Here is a 26,020-nt window from a genome sequence, read left to right on the forward strand (position 1 = left end):
TCCGCGGCGCGGGTGGCCTCGGTGCTCGGGGCTGCGGCGCCGTCACCCCGGCCCTTCGGCCGTGGGTTCTAGGAGCGCCGCTCTGACGCCCCTTCGCATCCGAGCCCACCCCCACCGCTCGGCCGTCGTCTCGCCATGGCTCGGTGGCAAGCCGACCAGGCGGTCCTGGCAGGCCGAAAAGGCGACCGCGGCTCGTCAGACGACCAGGACAAACCGAGACCACCTGTTCGGCGTGTTGTCGCGACGACAAGGTCGCGACGCGACCGCGCGCGACCCATGACCCGCATCCGCGGCGCGGCGGTGTCGTGCCACGACCGGATGCGGCTACGGAGACCTGGATCGCGTACCGACACCGCGGGCAGTCGCCCGAGGTGAGCGGAGGCCAGGGTGAGACGACGCCGGGCGGGGTGGGTGGTGGTGCCGCGTCGTGGCGGGCCTGGCGGGAGCGACGCGAGGAACGAGCGGCGCGGATGGTAGACGCGGCACCACCACCCACCCCGCCACCCAAGGTGACCAGACCGCCGTCGGGCACGAGACCGGGCCTCTACCTGGGCGGACCACGCCTCTACCTGGGCGGACTCAGGACGGGCGGGCTACGCCCGTCTCGTAGGCGAGGACGACGGCCTGGACGCGGTCGCGGAGGCCGAGCTTGCCGAGGACGCGGCCGACGTGGGTCTTGACGGTCGCCTCGGACAGGACGAAGCGCTCGGCGATCTCGGCGTTCGTCAGACCCTCGCCGAGCGCCTCGAAGACCTCGAGCTCGCGGGCCGTGAGCTCGGCGAGGCGGGGGTCGTGCAGGCCGGTCTGGGTGGGGGCGGGGGCGGTCGTGCCGTCCTGGGGGAGCTGCCCGGAGAACATCTCGAGCATGCGGCGTGTGATGCGCGGGGAGACGGCGGCGTCGCCGCTCGCGACGGCGCGGATCGCCCCGACGAGCTCGCCCGGCTTGGCGTCCTTGAGGAGGAACCCGCTCGCGCCGGCGCGCAGGGCGGCGAACGCGTACTCGTCGAGGTCGAACGTGGTGAGGATGATGACCCGTGACTCGGGCTGGGCGGCGACGATGCGCTCGGTCGCCTCGATGCCGTTGGTGCCGGGCATGCGGACGTCCATGAGCACGACGTCGGGCCGCAGGGCGGCGGCCTGCGCGATCCCGGTCTCGCCGTCCCCGGCCTCGCCGACGACCTCGATGTCGTCCTCGGCGGCGAGGATCATGCGGAAGCCCATGCGCAGCAGCGCCTGGTCGTCGACGAGCAGCACCCGGGTCGGTGCGCCGCTGTCCGTCATGTGCGTTCCCGTCCGTCGTCGCGTCCGCCGGTGTCCCGGCCGGGGTCGAGGTCGAGGCGCAGGCTCGCCCGCACCTCCCAGCCGGTGCCGCTCGGCCCCGCCGACACCGTACCGCCGTACACGGCCGCCCTCTCGCGCATCCCGATGATGCCGCGGCCGGTCCCGACCGGGACGCCGGGCGGGTGCTGCTCCGCGACGGAGGGTGGGAGACCGCGCTCGTCGGCGCTCGAGCCCTCGCCGGGCCGGCGGCCGGCCTGGTTGACGACCCGCAGCTCGAGCCAGTCCGCGCCGGGCTCGGCGCGGCGGGAGACCTCGACGAGCACGAGGGGGGAGAGGGGCGCGTAGCGCAGCACGTTCGTCAGGGACTCCTGGACGATGCGGTGCGCGGTCTGGCGCAGCGCCGGCCCCGGGTTCGGCTGGGGGCCGGAGCGGACGAGCCGCACGGGCAGGCCCGCGGTGCGGAAGCGTTCGACGATCTCCTCGAGCTCGGGCGTCTCGTGCGCCGGGGCGAGCGGCACGGTCTGCTCGCCCCCGGGTTCGCGCAGGACGCCGAGCACGCGGCGCATGTCGGCGAGGGCGGCGCGGCCGGTCGCGGTGAGCTCGTCGAGCGCGTGGCCCGCGAGCTCGGGGTTCTTGGCGCCCGACGCCTTGGCGCCGTCCGCGAGGGCGACCATGACCGTGAGGGAGTGCGCGACGACGTCGTGCATCTCGCGCGCGATGCGCGTGCGCTCGGCGGCGGCGGCGAGCTGGGCCTGCTGGTCGCGGTCGCGCGCGATGGAGTTCGCGCGCTCGACGAGGTCGGACACGTGCTGCCGGCGGGCGCGCACGTTGGTGCCGATCGCGAGGGCGATCAGGCACAGGACGGTCGTGACGAGGATGCCGACGATGCGGTCGACGGTCGCGCGCCCGGGTTCGACGCTCTGGCGCAGGACCTCCCCGTCGGCGGTGGTGATGACGTCGTACCAGAGGAGGGTCGCGCCGGACAGTGCCAGCACGACGATGGCGAGGACCGGCCACGCGATGCGCGACGGCCGCGACGCGGCGACGGCGTAGACCGCGAACATCGCCGCGACCTCGAACCCGGCGGTGTCGCCGGTGACCGCGATCGCGAGGACGCCGAGGACGGTGAGACCGAGCGCGACGGTGACGGGTCGCCGACGGCGCCAGTACAGGAGCGTCCCGCCGAGGAGGAAGAACACGAGCGACAGCGGGGTCGAGCCGCGGGGCTGCTCCGCGAGGAGCGCGTAGAGCACGCCCGGCACGACGAACACCGCGACGATGACCCAGTCCATGACGACCGGGCGGCGGGCGAAGTAGCGGCGCACCGGACCGAGGCGTCGCGCGTCGAGCTCGGTGAACGGCTCGGGCGCGGGCCGCATCGGCAGGGGCGCGGTCCCCGGCGCGTTCGGCGCGGCGGCGTCCGGGGACGCCACGGCCGACGCCGGACGAGCAGGCTGCTCGTCCGGCGTCGGCGGGGTGGTGGGCCGGGTGGTCACGCGTCCCGGCGCTTGAGCACGACCGCCGCGGCGACGGTGAGCGCCGCGGTCCACCCCACGAGCACGGCGTAGCCGGGCCACGGGTCGATCGCGTCGGGGGACGACATGCCGCCGCCGAGCACGACCTGCTCGCCCGCGGACGCGGGCAGCGAGTTCATGACCGTCTGGACCCAGTCGGCTCCCGTGACGCCCTGGACGATGCCCAGGACCATGGAGAGGACGAAGAACACCGCGACGAGCGTGAAGATCGCGCCGGCCGAGCTGCGGAGCAGGACACCGACAGCGACGGAGAACAGCGCGACGGCCGTGAGGTACAGCACGACGCCGATCAGGGCGCGCTGGTCGTCGGCGGACGAGAAGTCGACCGTCATGTCCTTGCCGGACAGGATGGGGTACGTCACGAGGTAGGACAGGCCGACCGCGACGGCGGTCGTGACCGCGGTGACGACCCCGACGACGATCATCTTCGCGGCGAGCGCGGGCGTGCGGCGCGGGACGGCGGAGAGCGTCGAGCGGATCATGCCGGTGGAGTACTCACCCGTGACGGTGAGCGCGCCGAGCACCGCGACGGCGAGCTGCGCGAACGAGTAGCCGACCGTGATGACCATGACGCCGACGCCGTCCGCAGCCCCCATCCCGGCCTCCTCGGCCGAGACGCCCGCCGAGTCCATCGACGACACGACGGCGGCGAACATGAGCGAGAAGCCCACCATCACGGCGACGGTGATGCCGAGCGTCCACCACGTGGAGCGCAGCGAGCGGAACTTGATCCACTCCGCGCGCAGCACGTGGCCGAACGTGAGGCGGTACGGGGACGTGCGGGACGCCGTCGGGCTGGTCGCGCCCGGGGCGAGGGTCGTGGCGCTCATCGCTGCGCTCCTTCGAGGGAGTCGGTGGTGGCCGGGGCGTCGGCAGGGGCACCCGTCGCACCGTGGCCGATGTGGATCTGCGCGGACTCGGTCTGGTACTCGACGGAGTCGGCCGTGAGGGCCATGTAGGCGTCCTCGAGCGTCGAGGTGACGGGCGTGAGCTCGTGCAGGACGAAGCCCTTCGCGGCGGCGAGCTCGCCGATCCCGGGCGCGTCCGCGCCGGTGACCACGAGCAGGCTCGGCTCGTCGCTCGTGACGGTCGCGCCGTCGCTCGTGAGGATCTCGGCGAGCTGCGTCGCGTGCGGCGTGCGGACGCGGACGGTGCGCTGCTGGGTGCCGTTGACGATGTCGCTCACCGGGGCGTCCGCGATGATGCGGCCCTTGCCGATGACGATGATGTGGTCGGCCGTGAGGGCGACCTCGCTCATGAGGTGGCTCGACAGGAAGACCGTGCGGCCCTCCGACGCGAGGTACCGGGCGAGGTTGCGCACCCACAGGACGCCCTCGGGGTCGAGGCCGTTGACCGGCTCGTCGAGGATGAGCGTCCTGGGGTCGCCGAGCAGCGCGGAGGCGATGCCGAGGCGCTGGCCCATGCCGAGCGAGAAGCCGCCGACGCGCTTCTTCGCGACCGACTGCAGGCCGGTCATGTCGATGACCTCGTCCACGCGCTTGGTCGGGATGCCGTGCGTCGTGGCCATCGCGAGGAGGTGGTTGTAGGCGGTGCGCCCGGTGTGGACGGCCTTCGCGTCGAGCAGCGCGCCCACCTCGGTGAGGGGGGAGCGGTGCTGCGCGTACGGGCGCCCGTTGACGGTGACGGTCCCCGCGGTCGGGCGGTCCAGACCCATGATCATGCGCATGGTCGTGGACTTGCCGGCGCCGTTGGGGCCGAGGAAGCCGGTGACGGTCCCGGGACGCACGGTGAACGAGATGCCGTCCACCGCGGTCTTGGGCCCGTACCGCTTGGTCAGGCCGCGTGCTTCGATCATGACTTCGCCCCTCCGAGGGTCGTTCGTCCGGGATGGTTCTGGTGCTCGCGGGCGGGGTCGCGCCGGTCTGGCCGGGGCCCTCTCCGCGAGGTACGTCTCGAGCCTAGGGACGTGCACGACGTCGGACAGCCCCCGTGCGACGTATCTTGCCCGGGGCATGGGCCGGGCGCCGTACACCGCGCGGCGTACGCGGCGCGTCGTCGGGTGGTCCGCTGGTCGGGACTTCGCCCCCGAGAGGCGAAAAACCGGCGGGAACAGTGGCCTCGGCTCGCACGTTCCCTAGGATGAACACAGGCCAGCGACACCCGACTCGAGGCGAGACGCCGATGACGAGGCCCGCTGAGAGGTAGTGGACGCCGCGACCAGGAGGAGCTCATGAGCAACCCCGTCTTCAACAACAGCGCGGTCTTCGGCGAGCCGAAGAACCGGCGCGGTGGGGCGGCCACGCAGGCCGGACCCGCCTACGGGACCCCGCCGCCGCAGGGGCAGGGCCCCGCGTACGGCACGCCGCCCGCGCAGCAGGGCGCGCAGTGGGGCGCGTACGGCGCCCAGACCGCCGACGCCGCGTCGCTCGACGCGATGTACAACGCGCCGTCGGCGACCACGGCGGACACCAAGCGCCTGACCTACGACGACGTCATCATGAAGACGGGCGGCCTGCTCGCCCTCCTCGTGGTCGTCGGGGCGGCGTCGTGGTACCTCACGCCGCAGATGCCGTTCCTGTACCTGATCGGTGCGATCGCCGGCCTCGTGCTCGGTCTGGTCAACGCGTTCCGGCGCAACCCGAGCCCGGCGCTCATCGTCGCCTACACCGTCGCCCAGGGCCTGTTCCTCGGTGGCATCAGCCTGGCGTTCGGCTCGATGACCGTCGGCAACGGCGGCAGCGTGACGGACATCGTCTTCCAGGCGGTCCTCGCGACCGTCGCGACGTTCGCCGCGGCGCTCTTCCTGTTCAAGTCCGGGAAGGTCCGCGTCACGCCCAAGTTCACGCGCTGGCTGCTCATCGCGATGGTCGGGTACCTCGCGTTCTCGCTCGTCAACGTCGTGCTCGTGCTGTTCGGCGTCCTCGACGGCTGGGGCATGCGTGGTGGCACGTGGGGCATCATCATCGGCCTCGTCGCGGTCGGCCTCGCCGCCGCGTCGCTCATCGTCGACTTCGACTCGATCAAGCGCGGCGTCGAGGCGGGCGTGCCCGCGAAGTTCGCGTGGTCGGCGGCGTTCGGCCTCATGGTCACGCTGATCTGGCTGTACCTCGAGTTCCTGCGCCTCTTCGCGATCCTGCAGAGCAGCGACTGACGGTGGCGCGCAGCACCCGTGAACCGGCACCCGCGGCGGACCTCCCGCCGCGGGTGCCGGTCTTTCTCGCCGGCCTTGTCGTCGCTGCGGCGGCGATGCTCGGCGTCCAGGTCCTCTACATGGTGGTCTCCGGCGCGCCGCCCGCGTGGCTCGCGTTCGTGGCCCTCCTCATCCTGCTCAGCGTGCCGACGGCGGGCGCCGCGGTGGCGTGGCTCGGCACCCGGATCACGCGCGACGCGTCCGAGCGCCGGGCCGCGCTGGTGTTCGCCGCGCTCGGCCTCGTCGCGGGCGCCCTGTGGGGCTCGATGCTCGCCGGCGGCCTCGCGCGGCAGCTCGCGGACGCGGGCGCGAGCGGCGGGGGAGCGCTCGTCGCGGGCGCGGCCGCCGTCGTCGGGGTCACCGCCGCGATCGGGGCCGGGCTGGGTCGCCTCACCGCGCGCGAGGCGTCCGACCGGCCGCTCCTCGTCGTCGTGCTCGGCGTCGTCGTGGTCCTCGTCGCCCTCCTGGGCTTCTTCGGCTGAGCCCGGATCGTTGTGGGCATGGAATGGGCCCGGTTCTCGACCGAGAACCGGGCCCATTCCATGCCCACACGCGCGGGCTGCGTCAGGCGGGGAGGCGGGTCGTCGTCGAAGCGAAGCCGAGCCAGGTGTGGCGGTTGCCGGCCCAGCACCAGCCGACCTTCGGGGCGCCGCGGCGCTCGCGCCCGTCGCGACCCGTGCCGTTCGAGATCCACAGCGCCGGGGTGCGGGCGTCGAGGCGGCCGTCGGGCTTGCGCAGGCGGGACCCGATGGTCATGTAGCAGAGGTTGCGCGTGAGGACGCTCGGGGCCTGGAGCGCCCAGTGGATGCCCTCGTGCAGCAGCATCGGCGTGCGGCCGCGGGCCGTGAGCTCGGGCAGCGCCTCGTCCGGCGACCAGTTCGCCAGGTCGTCGCCGCGGTCCGGGCCGGCCACGAGGTAGAGCGGGCCGTCGGGGACCTCGACGCCCTCGATCGGCACGAATCGGTCGACGTCCGTCATGTCGACGACGACGAAGCCCTCCTTCTCGCCGTCGCGCGCCGGCAGCCGCAGCAGCGGTGCGAGGGCCGACGGCGGCGCGAGCCGCGGATCGACGACGAGCAGCGAGCCGTCGGGCGCGGTCGCGGCGAGGCCGGCCGCGGCGGTGCGGAGCGCGTCGGCCGTCAGCCCGGCGATCTCGTGGACGCCGAGCGCGACGAGGCGCTCGGCCTGGGCGACGACGTCGGGCAGGTCGGGGAGCCCCGTCTCGGGCGCGGTCGGGTGCGGGGCGGCGGTGGTCGTCTCGGGCACAGGTCACCTCTCGGTCGGGGCGGTCGGAGGGCTCAACGCTGTACACCGTACGGAAATTCCCGCCGCCGTGGCGGCGAGGGGTCGCACGACGCACGCGCGCCCCACGGATCGGGGATGATCGGGGCATGAGATACGCAGAGCACGTGTCCGAGCTCGTCGGCGGTACCCCGCTCGTCCGGCTGTCCCGTGTCACCGAAGGCCTCAGCGCGACGATCCTCGCCAAGGTCGAGTACGGGAACCCCGGCGGCTCGGTGAAGGACCGCATCGCGCTGAAGATGGTCGAGGCCGCGGAGGCGTCGGGCGAGCTGGCCCCCGGCGGCACGATCGTCGAGCCCACGTCCGGCAACACCGGCGTCGGCCTCGCGCTCGTCGCGCAGCGCAAGGGGTACGACTGCGTGTTCGTGTGCCCCGACAAGGTGAGTCAGGACAAGCGGGACGTGCTGCGCGCGTACGGCGCGCGCGTCGTCGTGACGCCGACCGCCGTCGCGCCGGACCACCCGGACTCCTACTACTCCGTCTCCGACCGCCTCGTCCGCGAGATCCCGGGGGCGTGGAAGCCGAACCAGTACGCGAACCCGAACGGCCCGGCGTCGCACTACGAGTCCACCGGCCCGGAGGTCTGGGCGGACACCGACGGCCGCGTGACCCACTTCGTCGCGGGCGTCGGCACCGGCGGCACCATCACGGGTACCGGCCGCTACCTCAAGGACGTCTCCGCCGACCGCGCGGAGGCCGACGGCGGCCGCGTGCGCGTCGTGGGCGCCGACCCGGCGGGCTCGGTGTACTCGGGCGGCGACGGTCGGCCGTACCTCGTCGAGGGCGTGGGCGAGGACTTCTGGCCGGCCGCGTACGACCCGTCGGTCCCCGACGAGGTCATCGCCGTGACGGACGCCGACTCGTTCGCGATGACGCGGCGCCTCGCGCGCGAGGAGGGGCTGCTCGTCGGCGGGTCGTGCGGCATGGCGGTCGAGGCGACGCTGCGGCTCGCGCGCCGGCTCGAGGAGGAGGACCCGGAGGCCGCGGCGCGGGCGGTGATCGTGGTGCTCCTGCCCGACAGCGGGCGCGGCTACCTGTCGAAGATCTTCAACGACGCCTGGATGCGGTCGTACGGGTTCTTGCCCGACGAGGAGGGCGTGACCGCGGGCGACGTGCTGCGCGCCAAGGACGGCCGCCTGCCCGACCTCGTCCACACGCACCCGAGCGAGACCGTCCGCGACGCCATCGAGATCCTGCGCGAGTACGGCGTCTCCCAGATGCCCGTCGTGGGCGCCGAGCCGCCGGTGAAGAGCGGCGAGGTCGCAGGGTCGGTGAGCGAGCGCGAGCTGCTCGACGCCGTGTTCTCCGGACGCGCGTCCCTCGCCGACCGCGTGGACCAGCACATGGAGCCCCGGTTCCCGCTGATCGGCGCGGGCGAGGGCGTCGAGGCGGTGCGCGCCGCGCTGCACGGCGCCGACGCGCTGCTCGTCGTCGAGGACGGCGACCCGGTCGGCGTCCTCACGCGGCACGACCTCCTGGGGTTCGTCGCCGCGCGGTGAGCGGCGACCGCGGGACGGGCGTCGGTCGAGCGCCGGCGCCCGTCACCTGCGCTCGCCGCGGGCGACCGCGTGCCAGTAGGCGGCCACCTCGCTCGTCACCCTGACGACCCGGTCCCGACCAGGCGGCGCAGGCCAGAGCTGGAGGAGGTACGAGTCGGGCGCGGACTCGCCGTCGACCGGGCAGTCCATGGCCCTGCCGGCGTCCATCTCGCTCGCCACGTAGCGGGCGCGGTGCCACCCGAGGTGCGGTGCCGACACGGGCTCCCCGTCGTCGAACGACGCGATCAGCAGGTGCGGGGTGGTGAGCTCGACCGACGCCTCGACCACGTCCTGCCAGGCGTCGTCGAACGGCGGCTCCACCGGGTGCCACTCCACGCGCAAGGGGACCGCGCCGGTGTGGAGCCCGGTCGTCATCGCGAGGGCGTCGGTGGGCCCGTGCTCGAGCAGGCCGTTCTCCTGGCCCTCCCTGCTGAGCTCGGGCCAGTCGCCGTCCTCCTCCCGGAAGTGGACGAACCCGTAGTGGACGTCGATGTCGCGCGCGAAGAGCTCGATCACCGGCGCATCGTCGCGGGTGGCGCCCGCGACGTCAAGACGCGGGAGGGGCTCCGCGGAGCCCCTCGCCGCCCCGAGGCGTACCCAGCGCGGCCAGTCCCGCGAGGACGGCGGACACGTGGACCTCGAAGCTGTGGTCGAGGTCGTCCGGGAGCCGGAAGCCTCCACCGAGCTCGAGCGCGACGAATCCGTGCAGGCTCGCGCGCACGGACCGGATCGCGTCGATCGTGCGGTCCTCGGGGAGGGCGAAGCCGCGCAGCACCGCGCCGACGACCTGGACGCTGCGGCTCGCCGCCGCGGTGAGCGCGGCGTCGGCGGGGTCGTCGGGGTCGGGTGCCACCTGGACCGCGGCGTACCGGCCCGGGTGCGCGCGGGCGTAGCGCCGGGTCGCGTGCGCGAGGGCTGCGAGGGCGTCGGGCCCGGCGAGCCCGACCGTCGCGTCGGTGAGCGCCCGCGTGTAGTCCTCGACCGACACCACGGCGACCTCGCGCTGCAGCGCCGCGAGCGACCCGACGTGCTTGTAGAGGCTCGGCGTCGCGACGCCCGCCTGCACGGCGACCTTCGCGAGCGTGAGGTCGGCGAACCCGGTCGGGCCGCCCGCGTCGACCAGGTCGACGGCGATCCCCACGACCGCCGCGTGCGAGAGCCCCGCCCTAGCCACGGGTGCCCTCCGACCCCTCGCGGCGCGCGCCGGCAGGGCGCGCGGCGTCGTCCGGCAGGTCCGCGAGGAACGCGAGCGTCGCGGCCACGACCTCCTCGGGCGCCTGGAGCTGGGGGTAGTGGCCCACCTCGGGGAGGACGAGGGTCGTCGCGCCGAGCGACTCCTGCGCCCACGCGGCCTCGGCGGCAGGGTCGGCATAGTCGGGGTCGAGCGCGCCGAAGATCGCGAGCGCGGGCGCCTGGACCTGCGCGACGCGCGGCTCGACGACCCGGTGGTCGAGCTGGAGGGTCAGGTCGCGGAAGGAGCGCAGGCGCCCCGGCTCGGCGAGGCTGGCCCGGATCGCGGCCTGGTGGTCGGCGAGGCGCGCGGGCGTGCGGCCCCTGTTCAGCGACCCGTAGAACGACGCCCAGAACGCGGCGCCCCAGGGCCGCGCGAGCGCGAGGCGGTAGAGCACGCGCATCGCACGGAGCTTCGCGGGCGACGACGGCTCGCGCAGGAACCCGTCGAGGAGGACGAGGCCGCGCACGAGGTCGGGGCGCTCGGCCGCGGCGACCACGGCGGCCGACGCCGCCATGGAGCTCCCGAGCAGCACGGCGGGCCCGGCGTCCAGGTGCTCGACGAGCGCGACGTAGTCGGACGCGGTCGCCTCGTCGCCGTGGGTCGAGAACGTGGTGTCGCTGTCGCCGTGGCCGCGCAGGTCCACGACGACCACGCGGTAGCCCGCGGCCACGAGGTGCGGGGCGACGTCGTCGTAGGTCGCGCGCAGGTCGCCCATGCCGGGCGACGCGACGACGAGGGGCCCGGCGCCCTCGTCGGTGTAGGCGAGGCGCCCCTCGGCCCGGGCGAGGCGGTGCACGACGGACTGCTGGCTCGTGTTCATAGCCACGAGGCTAATGCCATTAGCCAGAGGTGGCAAGGGGCGTGCGACGGTCGCCCCGGTCGTGCTGGGGCGACCCCGCGTAAGGTGGGGAGACCCGCGCCCGCGCGGGCTTCCTGCACCCGACGAGAGGCAACCTCGTGACCGACCAGCCCACCCTCCCCGCGGCATCCGGATCCTTCGGCGAGAAGCCGACGCTCACCTTCCCGGAGACGGGCGCGCCCAGCGGCCTGCAGGTCGTCGTGCTCAGCGAGGGCGACGGCCCGGCCGTCACGTCGGGGCGCAACATCGTCGTGCACTACCTCGGCCAGACGTGGGGCGGGCACGTGTTCGACAACTCGTACGACCGCGGCGACACGATCGCGTTCCCGATCGGCGTCGGCGCCGTGATCGGCGGCTGGGACAAGGGCCTCGTCGGCCAGAACGTCGGCTCGCGCGTGCTGCTCTCGATCCCGCCGGAGCACGGCTACGGCCAGCGCGGCGTGCCGCAGGCCGGCATCGCGGGCACCGACACGCTCGTCTTCGTGGTGGACGTCGTCGACGTCCAGTGACACCTCCCCGCTGAGTGCGGGGTGCTCGTCGCCGCGGAGCCGTCCCGACGACGAGCACCCCGCACTCAGCGGCGCGTGGAGCGGGTCACGGTGAAGCGTGGGCCGCGCGCGACCTGGGTGGTCGGGCCGACCGCACGCTCCAGCGCCGGCCGGTAGCGCAGGTGCGCGTTCCACACGCACCACAGCTCGCCGCCCGGCCGCAGGACGCGGCCCGCCGTCGCGAACATGCGGTGCGCCGCGTCGGTGCGCAGGGCCGCCCCGTCGTGGAACGGCGGGTTGAGCAGCACGACGTCGGCGCTCGCGTCGGCCAGCGTCGCGCCCGCGTCGTCGCGCACCGTGCGCACGCGGCCGCCGACCCCGTTCTCCCGCGCCGTGAGCGCCGCCGACCGCACCGCCGCGTCGGAGCGGTCAGCGGCGACGACCCGCGCGTCCGGCCACCGCCGGGCCGCCCACGTGGCGAGCAGCCCCGTCCCGCAGCCGAGGTCGACGACGTCGCGCGGCCCCGCGCCCGACCCGCCGGGCGGCGATCCGGCCGGGCCCGCCGCGTCGAGCTGCTCGAGCAGGAACCGCGTGCCGAGGTCGAGGCCCGCCCCTGCGAAGGCCGCCCCGAACGCGACGACCCGCAGCCCGACGTCGGGCAGGTCGGCCGTCACGGGATAGGTGAGCCCGCCGCGCGCGGGGCGCGGCGACGACGCGACGAGCACGCGCGACTTCCCGCGCGCGAGGCTCGGGCGCACGTCGGCGAACGACTCGGCGAGCACGTCGTTCATCGCGCGGGTCATGTGCTTCACGCGGCCGCCCGCCAGCAGCACGACGCCCGGGTCGGCCTCGCGCGCGACGTGCTCCGCGACGTCGCGCAGCGCGGCGAGGCCGCGGGGCAGGCGCAGCAGCACGACGCGCGCCCCCGCGAGGAGCCCGGCCCCGAGGCCGTGGCGCGCGTACGCGTCGCCCAGGCCGAGCGCCGCCGCGTTCGCGTCGAGGGCCGCCTCCGCGGTGCGCGCGTCCTGGTGGACGCGCACCCTCGCATCTCGGGACGCCGGGCCCGCCTCGGTCGACGCCGTGGCGGCGAGCAGCGCGGCGCCCAGCGTGAGGGCCCCGTACCGGTCGTCGACGACCGCCAGGGCGCCCGGGCCGGCGCTCGCGAGCCACGGCGCGGCCTCGTCGCGCAGGAGGTCGAGCAGCAGGCGGTCCGCGGGGTCCACAGCGACCGGGGCGTCCTCGCGGGCCGGGCCGGCGTCGTCGGTGCGCAGGCGCGCGAGCAGCGCGGCGAGGTCGGGCGGGGAGGTCGTCACCGGTCCAGTCTCCCCGACGGCACGCCGTTCCCCGTCCCGGTCGCTCCCACGCCGTCGCTCCGCCGAACCTCACCCGGCGTCGCCGTGCCGTGCGCCGCCGCGAGCGCTACTGTGCGGTTCCCGGACAGCGAGGAGGCACCCGTGGACGTCCCGCGAACCCTGGCCGAGTCCCGCGCGGCGGGGCGCGCCCTGCGCGACCGGGTGCCGCGCCGCACGCAGGGGGCGCTGCTGCTCCCCGAGCGCGACCCGGTCGCCGTCATCGAGGAGCAGAACCGCGACCGGCTCCAGGAGCTCGTCCCGCTGCGCGTCGGGCGCATGCTCGAGTCGCCGTTCGCGTTCTACCGCGGCACGGCGGCCACGATGGCGCACGACCTGCGCGACGGACCGCGCACCGGCGCCCACGTCGTCGCGTGCGGCGACGCCCACGTCTCCAACTTCGGCCTCTTCGCGTCGCCCGAGCGGCGGCTCGTGTTCGACCTCAACGACTTCGACGAGGCGAGCGACGCCCCGTGGGAGTGGGACGTCAAGCGGCTCGCGGCGAGCATGTACGTCGGTGGCCGCGACAAGGGGATGTCCGAGGCCGAGTGCGGCGAGGCCGCGCAGCAGGCGGTGCGCGGGTACCGGGAGGCGCTCGCCGACCTGTTCGCGCGCAGCGCCCTCGAGCGGTTCGCGTTCCAGGTCGAGACGGACGCGATCGAGCCCCTGCTGCGCAAGGAGGGGCGCGAGGAGCTGCGCCGCACGGTGAAGAAGGCGCGCAAGCGCACCTCGGAGCAGGTGGTGCAGAAGATCACGACGCGCAGCACCGACGGCCGCCCGCGGATCGTCGACCAGCCGCCCGTGACCCAGCACGTCGACCGCGTGTCGGTCGAGGAGCTGACGGTGCTCTTCCGGCAGTACCGCGAGCCCCTGCGGGCGGACGTCCGGCTCCTGCTCGGCCAGTTCGAGCTCGTCGACTTCGTGCTGCGCGTCGTCGGGGTCGGCAGCGTCGGGACCCGCTGCTACATCCTGCTGTTCGAGGGGCCCGAGGGCGAGGCGCTCGTCCTGCAGGCGAAGGAGGCCGAGACGTCCGTCCTCTCGCGGTACGGCGGGATGCCCGACGCGCTGCCGTCCGGCCTCGTTGCGGCCGGGGCGCTCCCGGCGCAGGGTCGTCGTGTGGTGACGTCCCAGCGCATCCTGCAGGCGCACTCGGACCCGTTCCTGGGCTGGATCACCATCGAGGCGCCGGAACGCACGGGCCGCCCGCGCGTGGACTTCTTCTTCCGGCAGTTCCGCGACATGAAGGGTTCGGTGGAGCTCGACCGGCTCGCCCCGGCGCAGTTCGTGCGGTACGGCGAGCTCTGCGGGCGCGTGCTCGCCCGGGCGCACAGCCAGTCGCCCGGTGCGCGGGTCGCCCACGGCTACCTCGGGCGCTCCGACGCCTTCGACCAGGCCATCGCGCGCTGGTCGCGCGCGTACGCGGACGTCGTGGAGGGGGATTACGCCGCGCTCGAGGCCGCCGTCGCGAGCGGACGGGTCCCGGCCGAGCGCGGGACGTGAGCCGAGGCGGGGCCGGCGTGCGCGCCCGCCCGGCCCGGCGCCGCGACCACCGACCGTAGGCTGGGCGCCATGTCGCACGACACCGAGCCCACGGGCCCCGAGGCAGCCGCCCCCGCCGAGGTGCCGACCGTCGTCCCGCGCGGGACGGCACGCGTGGCGGTGGAGTACTGCACGCAGTGCCGGTGGCTCCTGCGCGCGGCGTGGGTCGCCCAGGAGCTGCTCCAGACGTTCCGCACGCGGCTCGGCGAGGTCGCCCTGGTGCCGGGGACGGACGGCGTCTTCCGCGTCACGCTCGACGCCGGCGACGGGCCCGTGCTCCTCTGGGACCGCAAGGCCGACGGCGGGTTCCCCGAGATCCCGGACCTCAAGCGGCGCGTGCGCGACGCCGTCGCGCCGGACCTCGCGCTCGGGCACACCGACCGGGCCGCCGCCCGGTCAGGGGCCGGGGGCGAGGCGCCGCCGGAGGGCTGAGGGCTCAGCCCTTCTTGGCGCGGGCGGCGGCGAGCCGCTCCTCCTCGGCGCGGACCTTCTTCTGCACCTCGCGCTCGGTCGCGAGCCACGCGGGCGGGTCCTGGCGCAGCGCGTCGATCTCCTCCGTCGTCAGCGGCTCGGTGAGGCCGCCGCGCGTGAGGCCCGAGATGGAGACGCCGAGCCGTCCCGCGACGACGGGGCGCGGGTGGGGGCCGTTGCGGCGCAGGTCGGCGAGCCACTCCGGCGGGTTCTTCTCGAGCTCCTCGAGCTGGGCCCGCGTGATCGTGCCCTCCTGGAACTCCGGCGGCGTGGCGGGCAGGTACACCCCGAGCTTCTTCGCCGCGGTGGCGGGCTTCATGGTCTGCGCGGACTGCTTGGGGGTCATGGGCTCCAGGGTAGTCGGCCGGTCGGGCATCGGCGGCCCGCGTCCTGGCGCCGACGGGAGCGCGTCCGGCGGCGCGCCTAGGCTGGTCGGGTGGACGACGACGCGGGCACGGCCCCCGAGGTGACGAACGGCGCGACCCCCGACGACGGCGGTGCGGCGCGGCGGTTCCGGCTCGCGTACGTGCCGGGCGCGACGCCGGCGAAGTGGGTGCGCACGTGGCGCGAGCGCCTCGCGGACGTCCCGCTCGACCTCGTGGCCGTCGAGGCGCGCGACGCCGAGCGCGCGCTGCGCGACGACGAGGCGGACGCCGCGATCCTCCGCCTGCCGGTCGACCGCGACGTGCTCAGCGCGATCCGGCTCTACGAGGAGACGCCGGTCGTGCTCGTCTCGCGCGACCACCTGCTCGCCGCGCTCGAGCCCGACGAGCCCGTCGCCCTCGCCGACCTCGCCGACGACGTGCTGCTGCGAGCGCTCGACGACGTCGTGCCCTGGGCCGGCGAGCCCGGCGCCGCCGACGACGCCCCGACGCCCCCGGGCACGCCGGCCGTCGAGCGTCCGGCGACGACGGGCGACGCCGTCGTGCTCGTCGCGGCGAACGTGGGGGTGGCGGTCGTGCCGCAGTCGCTCGCGCGGCTGCACCACCGCAAGGACGTGACGTACCGGCGCCTCGACGACGCGCCGACCGCCCCGGTCGCGCTCGCGTGGGTCGCGGACCGGGACGACGAGCTGGTCGAGGAGATGGTCGGGATCGTGCGGGGTCGCACGGTCAACAGCTCGCGCGGCCGTCGCGCGGAGGCGGCCCCGGCGGAGCCCGAGGCGCCGCGCGGCGCGGGCCGCGGCGGGACCGGTGGGCAGGACGGTCGTGAGGGCGGGCGCGGCGGGTCGGCGCGCGGGGGAGCGCGCGGCGGGTCGGCGCGCGGGCGTCCCGGCGGGGGGAAGCAGGGCCGCGGCGGCGGCCAGAAGGGGCGGGACTCCCGCGGGCGGGGCGGGAAGCGCCGGTGAGGACCGGCCCGGGGCCGACGTGACCGGGACGCCCGGAGCGCGTTCGCACGCTGCGACGGGCGAGCCTGGATCACCCTTGACTTATATAAGCGACGAGTGAAACATGGGTCCCGTGGAAGCGTTCGACGTCCTCGGCGACCCGGTCCGGCGCCGGATCCTCGAGCACCTCGCCCGGGGCGAGCAGCCGGCGGGGGAGCTCGCCGCGCTCGTGGGCGAGGAGTTCGGGATCAGCCAGCCGGCCGTGTCCCAGCACCTCAGGGTGCTGCGGACGAGCGGCTTCGCCACCGTGCGGCCCGAGGGGACCCGGCGGCTCTACGCGCTCGACCCCGCGGCGCTCGACGAGGTCGAGGACTGGGCCGCGAGCCTGCGCCGGTTCTGGGAGCAGCGGCTCGACGCGCTCGGCACCGAGCTCGCTCGCGGTGCGCGCGAGCGGCGCCGCGCCGCGGATGCCGACGAGGACGCCGGACGCCCGACCGACACCACCAGGAGGACAGCATGAAGGACTTCATCGCCGAGCTCGAGGCCGCACGACGCTCCGTCGGGACGGGGACGCTCCCCGCGGGCGAGGCCCGCGTCCTGACGATCGAGCGGACCTACCCGGCCGACGTCGAGGACGTGTGGGACGCCGTCACCGACCCCGAGCGCATCCCGCGCTGGTTCCTGCCCGTCACGGGCGACTTCCGCGTCGGCGGCACGTACCAGGTCGAGGGCAACGCGGGCGGCGAGATCCGCGCGTGCGACGCGCCGACCCTCCTCCGGCTCACCTGGGTCATGGGCCCGCCGACGCCGGAGGACTCCTCCGTCGTCGAGCTCCGCCTCGCGCCCGCACCCGACGGGGGCACGACCCTCACGCTCGAGCACACCGCCGTCGTGCCGCCGGAGATGTGGGACGTGTACGGCCCGGGCGCCGTCGGCGTCGGCTGGGACGGCGCGCTGCTGGGCCTCGCGCTGCACCTCGACGGCGCCGGGCCGCTCGACCCCGAGGAGGTCCTCGCGAGCCCCGAGCTACGGGTGTTCAACACCGCGAGCAGCGAGGCGTGGGGGGCGGCGCTCGCGGCCGCGGACGGGCTGGGCGCGGACGAGGTCGCCGCGCGCGTCGCCGCCACGACGGCGTTCTACGTCCCCGCGGACGACGCCCCCGAGCCGAGCTGAACCGCGTCGCACGCGCGCGTGGCCGCTCGTGACCGTGCCTCACGCGCGTGCGGTCGCGTCTCGGCGTCGTCGCGCGAGTGTCCGGCCTCGGGGGGAGGGACGACGGCGGACATCCCCCGTGGGGCGGATGTTCACCCGCCGTTCACCCGGCTTACCCTCGTGCGATGACCCCGCCCGATTCGTCCCGTGCGTCGACCCTGCTCGACCGTCCCGCCGCGTCCCTCGGCACCCCGCTCGACGCGGTGCCCGGCGCGACCCCGCGCCTGTTGCCGGAGCCGCCCGCGGACGCGTCGTCCCGGGCTGCGGGCCAGGTGCTCGTCGCGGTGTCGTGGCTCGTCGGGGCGGCGCTCGTGGTGCTGGTCGCGCGGCTTCTGCGCGGGCCGAGCGAGGCGCTGTACCTCGCGATCACGGCGCGGACCGCCGATCTCCCGGGGTCCGAGCTCGTCGCGGAGGGCGGGGTCCTCGTCCTCCTCGGCCTGTGCGCGGTCGTCGCGTGGCGGTCGCGCCGTGCGGGGGCGTCCGCCGTCGCGACGACGCTCGTCGCCGGGGCGGGCGCCGTCGCCGCCTACGCGGCGAGCGAGGCCGTGAAGTCGCTCGTCCGCCAGCCGCGAGGGTGCTGGGAGCTCGTGGAGGTCGCGCACTGCCCGGCCGCGGGGGACTGGTCGTTCCCCAGCAACCACACCGCCATCGCGTTCGCCCTCGCGACGGCGGTCGTCCTCGCGGGTGCGCCCGCCGTGCGCGTCCCGGGCGCGGTGCCCGCGCGGCACGCCTACCGGTCTCCGCTGCGCGACGTCGCGCTGTGGGTCGTGCTGCCCGTGGCGCTCGCCGTCGCCGTCGCGTCCGCGCGGGTCGCCCAGGGCGTGCACTTCCCGCACGACGTCGTCGCGGGTGCGGCGGTCGGAGTGGCGGTCGTCGTCGCGACGGTGACGGTCCTCGCCGGCCCGGCGACGGTCGCGGTCACCGCCGCGTGCCGCGTGGACGGCGTCCGCCGCGTCCTGCTGGCGCGGCCGTCCTGACTCTGCCCACGGGCGGCGCCGTCAGCGCGGCGCGGTGACGAAGACGTCGAACAGCTCCGGGTGGTGGGCGTGCACGAGCACCGCGAACACCACGACGTCGAACAGCAGGTGCACCGCGACGACGTACGTGAGCGACTTGCTCCACGAGAAGATCCAGCCCTGGACCAGGGCGAACGGGACGGTGAGGAGCGGGCCCCACTCGCGGTACCCGAGCTCCCACAGGAACGACACGAAGACCGCCGCCTGCAGCACGTTCGCCGTCCACAGGCCGAAGTGCTCGCGGTACAGCGCGAACACGACGCACACGAAGAACAGCTCGTCCCAGATCCCCACCGCGTTGACGCCGACGAACAACCGCGCGATCTCCTGCCCGCCCGTGATCTCCGGCCAGTTGAGGTACGCGCCCGACCCGATGAAGTAGAACGGCAGGATCAGGTACCCGGCCGCGACGACCACGACGAGGTAGACGATCTGCCCCCGCGTCCAGCGCCGCCCGGTCGCGACGGGGAACCGGATCGCGTGCTCGCGGAACGCGAACCGCGAGAGCGCCCACGGGACCAGCACGGCGAGGGACAGCACGACGGCGAATCGCACCATCCCGGCGTCCGACAGGTCGGCCTCGAGCGAGATCGTCGAGATGATCGCCATGCCGGTGCCGACCAGCGCGAGGTCGCGCCCGAGGCGGCGGTCCACGGCGAGCCCGAGCGCCACGCCGAGCACGAGCGGCACGTACCCGAGCGGGCGCACGTGCACCGCGAACAGCAGCACCGCGGAGCCGGAGACGAGCACCGCGGCGAGCAGCCGCAGCGGCGAGCCGACCGCCCAGGGCGGTCGGGCGGCGTCGGGTACCGGGGCGAGGGCGGGGGACGTCACCCGCACACGGTGCCACGACCGGCGGTGCGCGGCACGTGCCGCGCGCCGGGGAGGTCAGAGCTCCTCGTACACCGCCGGGTCCTGGTCGTTCGTGCGCCCGTCGGGCCGGGCGAGGCCCGTGAGCGCGTTCATCTCCGGGGTCGTGAGCTCGAAGGAGAACACGTCGAGGTTCTCGCGCTGGCGGTCGGGCGACGACGCCTTGGGCAGCGGCACGACGCCGAGCTGCACGTGCCAGCGCAGGATCGCCTGGACGGGGGAGACGCCGTGGGCCGCGGCGACCGCGGTGACGACCGGGTCGCGCAGCAGGTCGCTCGCGCGGCCGATCGGGCTCCACGCCTCGGTGAGGACCCCGCGCTCGGCGTCGGCGGCTCGCTGCGCGGCCTGCGGGAAGTACGGGTGCAGCTCGACCTGGTTCACGAGCGGCGTGACGCCCGTCGCCGCGACCACCGCGTCGAGGTGGTCGGGCAGGAAGTTCGAGACGCCCACGTGACGGACCAGCCCGCGCTCGCGGCACTCGACGAGCGCCTCGTACGCCTCGACGTACCGCCCGACGCGCGGGTTCGGCCAGTGGATCAGGTACAGGTCGATCCGGTCGAGACCGGTGCGGAACAGCGACTCCTCGACGGTGCGGACGGCGTCGTCGTGGGCCTGGTGGCGGCCGGGGAGCTTGGACGTGACGATCACGTCGTCGCGCGGGACGTCCGCACGCCGGACCGCCGCGCCGACCGCGCCCTCGTTCTCGTAGCTGAACGCCGAGTCGACCAACCGGTAGCCCGCGTCGATCGCGCGGGTGATCGAGTCGGCCCCCTCCTCACCGTTGAGGCGGTAGGTGCCGAACCCGATCGCGGGGATCGTCGTGCCGTCCTGGGCGCGGAGGGTGGGGATCGTCATGGGCCTATCCTGCGTCGGGCCGGGCGCGGCACGCACCCCGGCGGGACCGGGCGCCAGGGACCCTCGGGCGAGATGCGAGAAGTGGCCCCGATCCACGAGGGATCAGGGGCCACGACTCACCTCTCGGCGGGCGCTACGCGGCGCTCGGGAACCGGACGCCCGTGGTCGCGTGGCAGCGGTAGCCGTTCGGGTTCTTGGCGGGGCTCAAGTACTGCTGGTGGTAGTCCTCGGCGTAGTAGAACGGGCCGGCCTCGGCCGCGGGGCGCATCTCGGTCGTGACCGGGTCGTAGCCCTTGGCCTCGAGCACCGCGGAGTAGCGCGCCGCGGTGTCGCGGACCGCCTGCTCCTGCTCCGGCGTCGTCCAGTACACGGCGGAGCGGTACTGCGTGCCGACGTCGTTGCCCTGGCGGTAGCCCTGCGTCGGGTCGTGACGCTCCCAGAAGATCTTGAGGAGCTCCTCCTCGGAGACCTTCGTGGGGTCGTACGCGACGAGCGCCGTCTCGGTGTGGCCCGTGCGCGCGGTGCACGCCTCCTCGTAGGTGGGGTTCGGCGTCGTGCCGCCCATGTACCCGACGGCGGTGCTCACCACCCCCGGGACCTGCCAGAAGATCTCCTCGGCGCCCCAGAAGCAGCCCATCGCGAGGTACAGCACGCGCGTGCCCTCGGGCCACGGGCCGGTGATGGACGTGCCGAGCACGGTGTGGGGACGCGGTGCCTGCAGCACGGGCGACTGGCGCCCGGGCAGCGCGTCCTCGGGGGCGATCATCGTCGTCTTGCCGGACGAGCCGAAGATCGCGTCGAAGATCGAGTTCATCGCTTACCTCCTGAAGTACCCGGACGACCGGGGCGCTGGCCCACGACGCATCGTCCTGGCACGGGGTAGAACGCCGCACGGGCGGCGGGTGTTCCGGGTCGGCGCCGGAGCCCGACGAGCCCGGACGGGCGCACCGCCCGAGCCTCTCACGGGACGATCGAGTCGATGTACCCGCCGTCGACGCGCACGGCCGCACCCGTCGTCGCCGACGCCAGCGGCGACGCGAGATAGGCGACCAGGTGCGCGATCTCCTCCGGCTCGATGAGGCGCTGCAGCAGCGACTGCGGGCGGTGCTCGCGCATGAACACGCGCTGCGCCTCGTCCCAGGGCAGGTCGTCGCCGACGAGCTCGCGCGCGAACGCCTCGACCCCGCCCGTGTGCGTGGGGCCGGCGAGCACGCTGTTGACCGTGACGCCCGTGCCCGCCGCCGCCTTGGCGAACCCGCGCGAGACGCCGAGCAGCGCCGTCTTGCTCACGCCGTAGTGGATCATCTCCGCCGGGATCACGACCGCCGAGTCGCTGCCGACGAACTGCACGCGGCCCCACCCGCGCTCGATCATCCCCGGCAGGTAGGCGCGCGTGAGCCGCACGCCCGCGAGGACGTTCACCTCGAAGTAGCGGCGCCACGTGGCGTCGTCGATCGCGAGCGGGTCCTCGCTCGAGAAGATGCCGAGGTTGTTCACCAGGACGTCGACGTGCGGCACGGCGTCGAGCACCGCCGCCGCGCCCGCGTCGGTCGCGAGGTCCGCGGCCACGCCGAGCACGTCGGCACCGGGCACGTGCTCGCGGACGTCGTCGGCAGCCCGCTGCGACGTCTCCTCCGAGCGCCCGTTGACCACGACCGCCGCCCCGCACTCCGCGAGGGCGCGCGCGATCGCGAGCCCGATGCCCTGTGCCGAGCCGGTGACGAGCGCCCTCCTTCCCTCCAGGTCGATCCGCATCCGTGCGCTCCCTCCGCGTCGCCGGCGGCCCGCGCCGCCCTGCCTCCCACCGTGACCCGCGACCCCGCCGACCGCCACCGCGCGCCCGAGCAGGCGCTCCCGGCACGCCGAGCAGGCGGTCCTGGCTCGTCCGGGCAGCGGGACGGACCAGGACCACCTGCTCGGCGCCGGGGGTGCGCCGTAGGGTGGTCGGGTGACCACCTCGAGCGAGCACCCCGACTGGACCACCACCGGCTTCTCCACGCGTGCGATCCACGCGGGCCAGGACCCGGACGCGACGACCGGCGCCGTCGTGCCGCCCATCCACCAGGTCTCGACGTACAAGCAGGACGGCGTCGGGGGCCTGCGCGGCGGCTACGAGTACTCGCGCTCCGCGAACCCCACGCGCACCGCGCTCGAGGAGGCGCTCGCGGCCGCGGAGTCCGGCGGCCTGGGCCCGACGGCGGACGGGTCGCCCGCCGCGCGCGGGTACGCGTTCGCGTCCGGGCTGGCCGCGGAGGACACGCTGCTGCGCGCAGTCGTGCGCCCCGGCGACCACGTGATCGTGCCCGACGACGCGTACGGCGGCACGTACCGGCTCATCGCCCGGGTGTTCGGGCCGTGGGGCGTGGAGCACACGCCCGTCGACCTCACGGACGTCGAGGCGGTCCGGGCCGCGGTGCGCCCCGAGACGCGCGTCGTGTGGGTCGAGACGCCGACCAACCCCCTGCTCGGGGTCAGCGACATCCAGGCGCTCGCCGGCGTCGCGCACGACGCCGGGGCGCTGCTCGTCGTCGACAACACCTTCGCGACCCCCTACCTCCAGCAGCCGCTCGCGCTGGGGGCGGACGTCGTCGTGCACTCGACCACGAAGTACGTCGGCGGGCACAGCGACGTCGTCGGGGGAGCGCTCGTCGTCGCGACGGGCGCGCAGCTGCCGGGCGGGCTCGCGTCGCCCGCGGGCGGGAGGGACGTCGCCGGCGCGGTCGGGTTCCACCAGAACGCGTCCGGCGCCGTCGCCGGGCCGTTCGACGCATGGCTCACGCTGCGCGGGCTCAAGACGCTCGCGGTGCGCATGGACCGCCACCAGGCGAACGCCGCCGCCGTCGCCGACTTCCTCGCCGCCCACCCCGCGGTCACCGAGGTGATCTACCCCGGCCTCGCGTCGCACCCCGGGCACGAGCTCGCGGCGCGCCAGATGAGCGGGTTCGGCGGCATGGTGTCGTTCCGCGCGGGCAGCGAGGCGAAGGCGCTCGACGTGTGCGCACGGACCCAGGTCTTCACGCTCGCGGAGTCGCTGGGCGGCGTCGAGTCGCTCATCGAGCACCCGGGCCGCATGACCCACGGCTCCGTCGCCGGGACGGCGCTCGAGGTCCCCGACGACCTCGTCCGCCTCTCCGTGGGCATCGAGGACGTCGAGGACCTCGTCGCGGACCTCACCCAGGCGCTCGGGTAGGCCCGGGCCGACCCGGCGGGCCGGGAGATCCTGCGCACACCAGGCGCGGTGGGGAGATCCTGCGCACACCGGGCGCGTCGCGGGTATTCAGCGCCGCGAGCGGAGGGGCGCTCACCTAGGGTGGCGCTGTGAGCGCGCAGACGGACCAGCACAGGACCCCCGACCCGCTTCCCCCGGGGCGCCCCGGCGCGGCGGCGGTGCCCGACTCGGTGCGCTCGGCCGCCGCCTGGTCGTGGCGGCTGCTGCTCATCGGCCTGACGATCGCGGCCGGCCTGTGGCTCGTCACGCAGCTCAAGGTGATCGTCGTCCCCATCGCGGTCGCGCTCCTGCTCACGGTGCTGCTCACGCCGGTCCAGCGCTTCTTCCGGCGCCACCTGCGGATGTCGCGCGGTCTCGCGTCCGGAGCGGCGCTCATCACGCTCATCGTCGTCGTCGCGGGGCTCGTGGCCATCGCGGGGCAGCAGATCGTCAGCGGCTTCCAGGACCTGCGCGACCAGGCCGTCGAGGGGTTCGAGCAGTTCACCGAGTGGCTCGCCGACGGCCCGCTCGGGCTCGACTCGACGACGATCTCGCACTGGCTCGACCAGGCCGGGACCGCGGTCTCGGAGAACCAGGACTCGATCGTCTCCGGCGCGCTGGGCGCGGCCACGACGATCGGCCACGTGGTCGCGGGCGCCCTCATCGCCCTCTTCTGCACGTTCTTCTTCCTGCTCGACGGGCGCACGATCTGGTCCTGGGTCGTCGGGCTGCTGCCCCTGCGCGCGCGCGACAACGTCCACCAGGCCGGACGCCGCGGCATCGTGACGCTCGCCGCGTACACGCGCACGCAGATCCTCGTCGCGGCCGTCGACGCGGTCGGCATCGGGATCGGCGCGGCGTTCTTCGTCCCGTCCCTCGCGCTGCCGCTCGGCATCCTCGTGTTCGTCGGGTCGTTCATCCCGATCGTCGGTGCCATCGTCACCGGGTCCATCGCGGTGCTCGTCGTGCTCGTCGCGCAGGGCTGGGTCCAGGCCCTGGTCATGCTCGGCATCGTGCTGCTCGTGCAGCAGATCGAGGGACACATCCTCCAGCCGTTCCTCATGGGCCACGCGGTCTCGCTGCACCCCGTCGCCGTGCTGCTCGTCGTCGCGGCGGGCAGCTTCGCCGCGGGGATCGTCGGCGCGCTGTTCGCCGTCCCGATCGCGGCGGTCCTCAACACCGTGGTGCTCTACCTGCACGGGCACGACAAGTTCCCCGAGCTCGGCACCGACGACCGGGTCGTGGTGCGGGGGAGCCCGCAACCGCCGGTCATCGCGCGCGCGGAGGCCGACCTCGAGGACGTGGGCGCGCGCCGTCGGACCCGCGCGGGCGCCGGCGAGGACTCCGCCGTCGTCGGACCGCAGGACGCCGGACCCGTGGAGGACGCGCCCGGGGAGGTGCGGTGACCTCCGGGCCGGTACCGGTCACGCTCGACGACGTCCGCGACGCCGCCCGCCTGCTCGACGGCGTCGCGTACCGCACCTCGGTCCAGACGACGCGCGCGATCAGCGAGGCCGCAGGCGTCCGCGTGCTGCTCAAGTGCGAGAACCTGCAGCGCGCCGGGTCGTTCAAGGTGCGCGGCGCCTTCGTGCGCATGGCACGCCTGAGCGCCGAGGAGAAGGCCCGCGGTGTCGTCGCGGCGAGCGCCGGCAACCACGCGCAGGGCGTCGCGTTCGCCGCCGGCCTGCTCGGCATCCGCGCCGTCGTGTACATGCCGGTGGACGCCGCGCTGCCCAAGGTCGCGGCGACGCGCCAGTACGGCGCCGAGGTCCGGCTCGTCGGGGCGGACGTGGACGAGACGCTCGCCGCCGCGCGCGCCGAGGCCGACCGCACGGGCGCCGTGTTCATCCACCCGTTCGACCACCCCGACGTCGTGGCCGGCCAGGCGACGATCGCGCTGGAGATCCTCGAGCAGGTGCCGGACGTCCGGACCGTCGTCGCGCCCCTCGGTGGCGGGGGGCTCGTCGCGGGGCTCGCCGCGGCGTTCGCGCAGGCGGCACCGCACGTGCGCGTGATCGGCGCGCAGGCGGAGCGCGCCGCCGCCTACCCGGGCTCGCTCGCGGCCGGGACGCCGACGACGGCGCGGCTCGCCGCGACGATGGCCGACGGCATCGCGGTCGGCACGCCCGGCGCGGTGCCGTTCGGGATCCTGGCGCAGCACGGCGTCGAGGTCCGCACGGTCACCGAGGAGGAGATCTCCCGGTCCCTGCTCATGGTCGCCGAGCGCGCGAAGCTGCTCGTCGAGCCCGCCGGGGCCACCGGCGTCGCGGCGCTCCTCTCGGGGACGGCCGCGGTCGACGCGGGTGCGGCGGACCCGGTCGAGGGCCCGGTCGTCGTCGTGCTGTCCGGGGGGAACATCGACCCCCTCGTGCTGCTGCGGGTCGTGCGGCACGGCCTCGCCGCCGCCGGCCGGTACATCCAGCTCCAGGTGCTGCTCGACGACCGCCCCGGCGCCCTCGCGCGGATGCTCGAGGTCATCGCGACCACGCGCGGCAACATCATGCACATCGACCACGACCGCACCGACGTGGGCCTCGCGATCGGCGAGGCCTGGGTGCGCATGCAGGTCGAGACCAAGGGCCCGGAGCACTGCGACGAGCTCGTCGCGCACCTGCGCTCCGAGGGCTACCGCGTCGAGCGCAGCGACGGCGGCTCGCCCCGCCTCTGACGAGATGCGAGAAGTGGGCCCCCCCCCAACACGGAGAGGCGGCCCCTCTCGCACATGGGGACCACGGGGTCGCGCCCGGGCGACACCCCGGCGGCTGCCACCACGCGCGGGTCGGTG

At 75.1% G+C, this 26,020-nt stretch carries 27 protein-coding genes; 13 read left to right on the forward strand and 14 right to left on the reverse strand.

Going from position 1 to position 26,020, the window contains the following annotated elements:
* Positions 1–579 precede the first annotated feature (579 nt).
* From ACZ402_RS03800 to ACZ402_RS03815, 4 genes are read right to left on the reverse strand one after another with little or no spacing between them, the layout of a single operon-like run.
* A complete protein-coding gene (locus ACZ402_RS03800) occupies positions 580–1,281 on the reverse strand; it encodes a response regulator (protein ID WP_264030037.1) in 702 nt (233 codons plus the stop codon).
* The gene (locus ACZ402_RS03805; protein WP_465272300.1) at positions 1,278–2,777 is read right to left on the reverse strand and encodes an ATP-binding protein; all 1,500 of its coding nucleotides are present in this window, start codon (positions 2,775–2,777) and stop codon (positions 1,278–1,280) included. The genes ACZ402_RS03800 and ACZ402_RS03805 overlap by 4 nt, the downstream gene beginning before the upstream one ends.
* Positions 2,774–3,646, reverse strand: a complete 873-nt coding sequence (locus ACZ402_RS03810; RefSeq protein WP_375825960.1) for an ABC transporter permease subunit — start codon at positions 3,644–3,646, stop codon at positions 2,774–2,776. The genes ACZ402_RS03805 and ACZ402_RS03810 overlap by 4 nt, the downstream gene beginning before the upstream one ends.
* Positions 3,643–4,632 (reverse strand): ABC transporter ATP-binding protein, encoded by a 990-nt coding sequence (locus ACZ402_RS03815; protein ID WP_375825961.1) that lies wholly within the window; start codon positions 4,630–4,632, stop codon positions 3,643–3,645. The genes ACZ402_RS03810 and ACZ402_RS03815 overlap by 4 nt, the downstream gene beginning before the upstream one ends.
* A 375-nt stretch (positions 4,633–5,007) precedes the next feature.
* On the opposite strand from ACZ402_RS03815, the gene ACZ402_RS03820 reads away from it, so the two are divergent.
* Together ACZ402_RS03820 and ACZ402_RS03825 are read left to right on the forward strand one after the other, a co-directional pair.
* A complete protein-coding gene (locus ACZ402_RS03820; RefSeq protein ID WP_375825962.1) occupies positions 5,008–5,928 on the forward strand; it encodes a Bax inhibitor-1/YccA family protein in 921 nt (306 codons plus the stop codon).
* Between the two features lie 2 nt (positions 5,929–5,930).
* Positions 5,931–6,449 (forward strand): hypothetical protein, encoded by a 519-nt coding sequence (locus ACZ402_RS03825; protein WP_375825963.1) that lies wholly within the window; start codon positions 5,931–5,933, stop codon positions 6,447–6,449.
* A gap of 82 nt (positions 6,450–6,531) precedes the next feature.
* On the opposite strand, the gene ACZ402_RS03830 is transcribed toward ACZ402_RS03825, so the two are convergent.
* Positions 6,532–7,233 carry a DUF5701 family protein gene (locus ACZ402_RS03830; RefSeq protein WP_375825964.1) on the reverse strand — a complete coding sequence of 234 codons (702 nt, stop codon included), beginning with the start codon at positions 7,231–7,233 and terminating at the stop codon, positions 6,532–6,534.
* A 125-nt stretch (positions 7,234–7,358) separates the two neighbouring features.
* Between ACZ402_RS03830 and ACZ402_RS03835 the strand changes: the two genes are divergently transcribed.
* Positions 7,359–8,768 carry a cystathionine beta-synthase gene (locus ACZ402_RS03835; RefSeq protein WP_375825965.1) on the forward strand — a complete coding sequence of 470 codons (1,410 nt, stop codon included), beginning with the start codon at positions 7,359–7,361 and terminating at the stop codon, positions 8,766–8,768.
* Between the two features lie 42 nt (positions 8,769–8,810).
* Here ACZ402_RS03835 and ACZ402_RS03840 read toward each other — a convergent pair whose 3' ends face one another.
* Genes ACZ402_RS03840 through ACZ402_RS03850 form a run of 3 tightly spaced genes read right to left on the reverse strand, consistent with a single transcriptional unit; the run spans position 8,811 to position 10,861 of the window.
* On the reverse strand, positions 8,811–9,323 hold the full coding sequence (locus ACZ402_RS03840; RefSeq protein WP_375825966.1) for a hypothetical protein: 513 nt from the start codon (positions 9,321–9,323) through the stop codon (positions 8,811–8,813).
* A 31-nt stretch (positions 9,324–9,354) separates the two neighbouring features.
* Positions 9,355–9,981 (reverse strand): TetR-like C-terminal domain-containing protein, encoded by a 627-nt coding sequence (locus tag ACZ402_RS03845; RefSeq protein WP_375825967.1) that lies wholly within the window; start codon positions 9,979–9,981, stop codon positions 9,355–9,357.
* Complete coding sequence (locus ACZ402_RS03850) at positions 9,974–10,861, reverse strand: alpha/beta fold hydrolase (protein ID WP_375825968.1); 888 nt, start codon at positions 10,859–10,861, stop codon at positions 9,974–9,976. Before ACZ402_RS03850 ends, ACZ402_RS03845 begins: the two co-directional genes overlap by 8 nt.
* A 137-nt stretch (positions 10,862–10,998) precedes the next feature.
* On the opposite strand from ACZ402_RS03850, the gene ACZ402_RS03855 reads away from it, so the two are divergent.
* Positions 10,999–11,409: an FKBP-type peptidyl-prolyl cis-trans isomerase gene (locus ACZ402_RS03855; RefSeq protein WP_375825969.1), complete on the forward strand. Its 411-nt coding sequence runs from the start codon at positions 10,999–11,001 to the stop codon at positions 11,407–11,409.
* 65 nt (positions 11,410–11,474) lie between these two features.
* Here the strand turns inward: ACZ402_RS03855 and ACZ402_RS03860 are convergent, their stop codons facing one another.
* Positions 11,475–12,701, reverse strand: a complete 1,227-nt coding sequence (locus ACZ402_RS03860) for a class I SAM-dependent methyltransferase (RefSeq protein WP_375825970.1) — start codon at positions 12,699–12,701, stop codon at positions 11,475–11,477.
* A gap of 141 nt (positions 12,702–12,842) precedes the next feature.
* Between ACZ402_RS03860 and ACZ402_RS03865 the strand changes: the two genes are divergently transcribed.
* Complete coding sequence (locus tag ACZ402_RS03865; protein WP_375825971.1) at positions 12,843–14,237, forward strand: DUF2252 domain-containing protein; 1,395 nt, start codon at positions 12,843–12,845, stop codon at positions 14,235–14,237.
* Positions 14,238–14,306: 69 nt separating this feature from the next.
* Positions 14,307–14,708 (forward strand): Rdx family protein, encoded by a 402-nt coding sequence (locus ACZ402_RS03870; protein WP_375825972.1) that lies wholly within the window; start codon positions 14,307–14,309, stop codon positions 14,706–14,708.
* Positions 14,709–14,712: 4 nt separating this feature from the next.
* Here ACZ402_RS03870 and ACZ402_RS03875 read toward each other — a convergent pair whose 3' ends face one another.
* Positions 14,713–15,093 (reverse strand): DUF5997 family protein, encoded by a 381-nt coding sequence (locus ACZ402_RS03875; protein ID WP_047232055.1) that lies wholly within the window; start codon positions 15,091–15,093, stop codon positions 14,713–14,715.
* A 90-nt stretch (positions 15,094–15,183) separates the two neighbouring features.
* Here ACZ402_RS03875 and ACZ402_RS03880 point away from each other — a divergent pair, with 90 nt between their 5' ends.
* The 4 genes from ACZ402_RS03880 to ACZ402_RS03895 all read left to right on the forward strand — a co-directional run bounded on the left by ACZ402_RS03880 (position 15,184) and on the right by ACZ402_RS03895 (position 18,263).
* Complete coding sequence (locus ACZ402_RS03880) at positions 15,184–16,095, forward strand: LysR substrate-binding domain-containing protein (RefSeq protein WP_375825973.1); 912 nt, start codon at positions 15,184–15,186, stop codon at positions 16,093–16,095.
* Between the two features lie 112 nt (positions 16,096–16,207).
* On the forward strand, positions 16,208–16,594 hold the full coding sequence (locus ACZ402_RS03885; RefSeq protein ID WP_375825993.1) for an ArsR/SmtB family transcription factor: 387 nt from the start codon (positions 16,208–16,210) through the stop codon (positions 16,592–16,594).
* Positions 16,591–17,247 carry an SRPBCC family protein gene (locus ACZ402_RS03890; protein ID WP_375825974.1) on the forward strand — a complete coding sequence of 219 codons (657 nt, stop codon included), beginning with the start codon at positions 16,591–16,593 and terminating at the stop codon, positions 17,245–17,247. The genes ACZ402_RS03885 and ACZ402_RS03890 overlap by 4 nt, the downstream gene beginning before the upstream one ends.
* Positions 17,248–17,411: 164 nt before the next feature.
* A complete protein-coding gene (locus ACZ402_RS03895) occupies positions 17,412–18,263 on the forward strand; it encodes a phosphatase PAP2 family protein (protein WP_375825975.1) in 852 nt (283 codons plus the stop codon).
* 21 nt (positions 18,264–18,284) lie between these two features.
* Here the strand turns inward: ACZ402_RS03895 and ACZ402_RS03900 are convergent, their stop codons facing one another.
* The 4 genes from ACZ402_RS03900 to ACZ402_RS03915 form a co-directional block, all read right to left on the reverse strand.
* The gene (locus ACZ402_RS03900) at positions 18,285–19,136 is read right to left on the reverse strand and encodes a CPBP family glutamic-type intramembrane protease (protein WP_375825976.1); all 852 of its coding nucleotides are present in this window, start codon (positions 19,134–19,136) and stop codon (positions 18,285–18,287) included.
* Between the two features lie 54 nt (positions 19,137–19,190).
* Entirely contained in the window at positions 19,191–20,027 is an 837-nt protein-coding gene (locus tag ACZ402_RS03905) for an aldo/keto reductase (protein ID WP_375825977.1), read from the reverse strand.
* Between the two features lie 133 nt (positions 20,028–20,160).
* Positions 20,161–20,841, reverse strand: a complete 681-nt coding sequence (gene msrA / locus ACZ402_RS03910; protein WP_375825978.1) for a peptide-methionine (S)-S-oxide reductase MsrA — start codon at positions 20,839–20,841, stop codon at positions 20,161–20,163.
* A 146-nt stretch (positions 20,842–20,987) separates the two neighbouring features.
* Positions 20,988–21,782 carry an SDR family NAD(P)-dependent oxidoreductase gene (locus tag ACZ402_RS03915; protein WP_375825979.1) on the reverse strand — a complete coding sequence of 265 codons (795 nt, stop codon included), beginning with the start codon at positions 21,780–21,782 and terminating at the stop codon, positions 20,988–20,990.
* A gap of 193 nt (positions 21,783–21,975) precedes the next feature.
* Here ACZ402_RS03915 and ACZ402_RS03920 point away from each other — a divergent pair, with 193 nt between their 5' ends.
* The 3 genes from ACZ402_RS03920 (at position 21,976) to ilvA (ending at position 25,903) form a co-directional block, all read left to right on the forward strand.
* On the forward strand, positions 21,976–23,217 hold the full coding sequence (locus tag ACZ402_RS03920; RefSeq protein ID WP_375825980.1) for a cystathionine gamma-synthase: 1,242 nt from the start codon (positions 21,976–21,978) through the stop codon (positions 23,215–23,217).
* A gap of 128 nt (positions 23,218–23,345) precedes the next feature.
* Positions 23,346–24,641 carry an AI-2E family transporter gene (locus ACZ402_RS03925; RefSeq protein ID WP_375825981.1) on the forward strand — a complete coding sequence of 432 codons (1,296 nt, stop codon included), beginning with the start codon at positions 23,346–23,348 and terminating at the stop codon, positions 24,639–24,641.
* Positions 24,638–25,903, forward strand: a complete 1,266-nt coding sequence (gene ilvA / locus ACZ402_RS03930) for a threonine ammonia-lyase (protein ID WP_375825982.1) — start codon at positions 24,638–24,640, stop codon at positions 25,901–25,903. Before ACZ402_RS03925 ends, ilvA begins: the two co-directional genes overlap by 4 nt.
* Positions 25,904–26,020: the final 117 nt, after the last annotated feature.

This window comes from Cellulosimicrobium sp. NPDC030954, assembly GCF_055571305.1.

What these genes read in the sequence shown, in the direction of transcription:
- ACZ402_RS03800 (WP_264030037.1), bottom strand. Translation starts at nt 1,281, where the DNA reads ATGACGGACAGCGGCGCACCGACCCGGGTGCTGCTCGTCGACGACCAG.
- ACZ402_RS03810 (WP_375825960.1), bottom strand. Translation starts at nt 3,646, where the DNA reads ATGAGCGCCACGACCCTCGCCCCGGGCGCGACCAGCCCGACGGCGTCC.
- ACZ402_RS03815 (WP_375825961.1), bottom strand. Translation starts at nt 4,632, where the DNA reads ATGATCGAAGCACGCGGCCTGACCAAGCGGTACGGGCCCAAGACCGCG.
- ACZ402_RS03820 (WP_375825962.1), top strand. Translation starts at nt 5,008, where the DNA reads ATGAGCAACCCCGTCTTCAACAACAGCGCGGTCTTCGGCGAGCCGAAG.
- ACZ402_RS03835 (WP_375825965.1), top strand. Translation starts at nt 7,359, where the DNA reads ATGAGATACGCAGAGCACGTGTCCGAGCTCGTCGGCGGTACCCCGCTC.
- ACZ402_RS03850 (WP_375825968.1), bottom strand. Translation starts at nt 10,861, where the DNA reads ATGAACACGAGCCAGCAGTCCGTCGTGCACCGCCTCGCCCGGGCCGAG.
- ACZ402_RS03870 (WP_375825972.1), top strand. Translation starts at nt 14,307, where the DNA reads ATGTCGCACGACACCGAGCCCACGGGCCCCGAGGCAGCCGCCCCCGCC.
- ACZ402_RS03875 (WP_047232055.1), bottom strand. Translation starts at nt 15,093, where the DNA reads ATGACCCCCAAGCAGTCCGCGCAGACCATGAAGCCCGCCACCGCGGCG.
- ACZ402_RS03890 (WP_375825974.1), top strand. Translation starts at nt 16,591, where the DNA reads ATGAAGGACTTCATCGCCGAGCTCGAGGCCGCACGACGCTCCGTCGGG.
- ACZ402_RS03895 (WP_375825975.1), top strand. Translation starts at nt 17,412, where the DNA reads ATGACCCCGCCCGATTCGTCCCGTGCGTCGACCCTGCTCGACCGTCCC.
- ACZ402_RS03905 (WP_375825977.1), bottom strand. Translation starts at nt 20,027, where the DNA reads ATGACGATCCCCACCCTCCGCGCCCAGGACGGCACGACGATCCCCGCG.
- msrA (WP_375825978.1), bottom strand. Translation starts at nt 20,841, where the DNA reads ATGAACTCGATCTTCGACGCGATCTTCGGCTCGTCCGGCAAGACGACG.
- ACZ402_RS03915 (WP_375825979.1), bottom strand. Translation starts at nt 21,782, where the DNA reads ATGCGGATCGACCTGGAGGGAAGGAGGGCGCTCGTCACCGGCTCGGCA.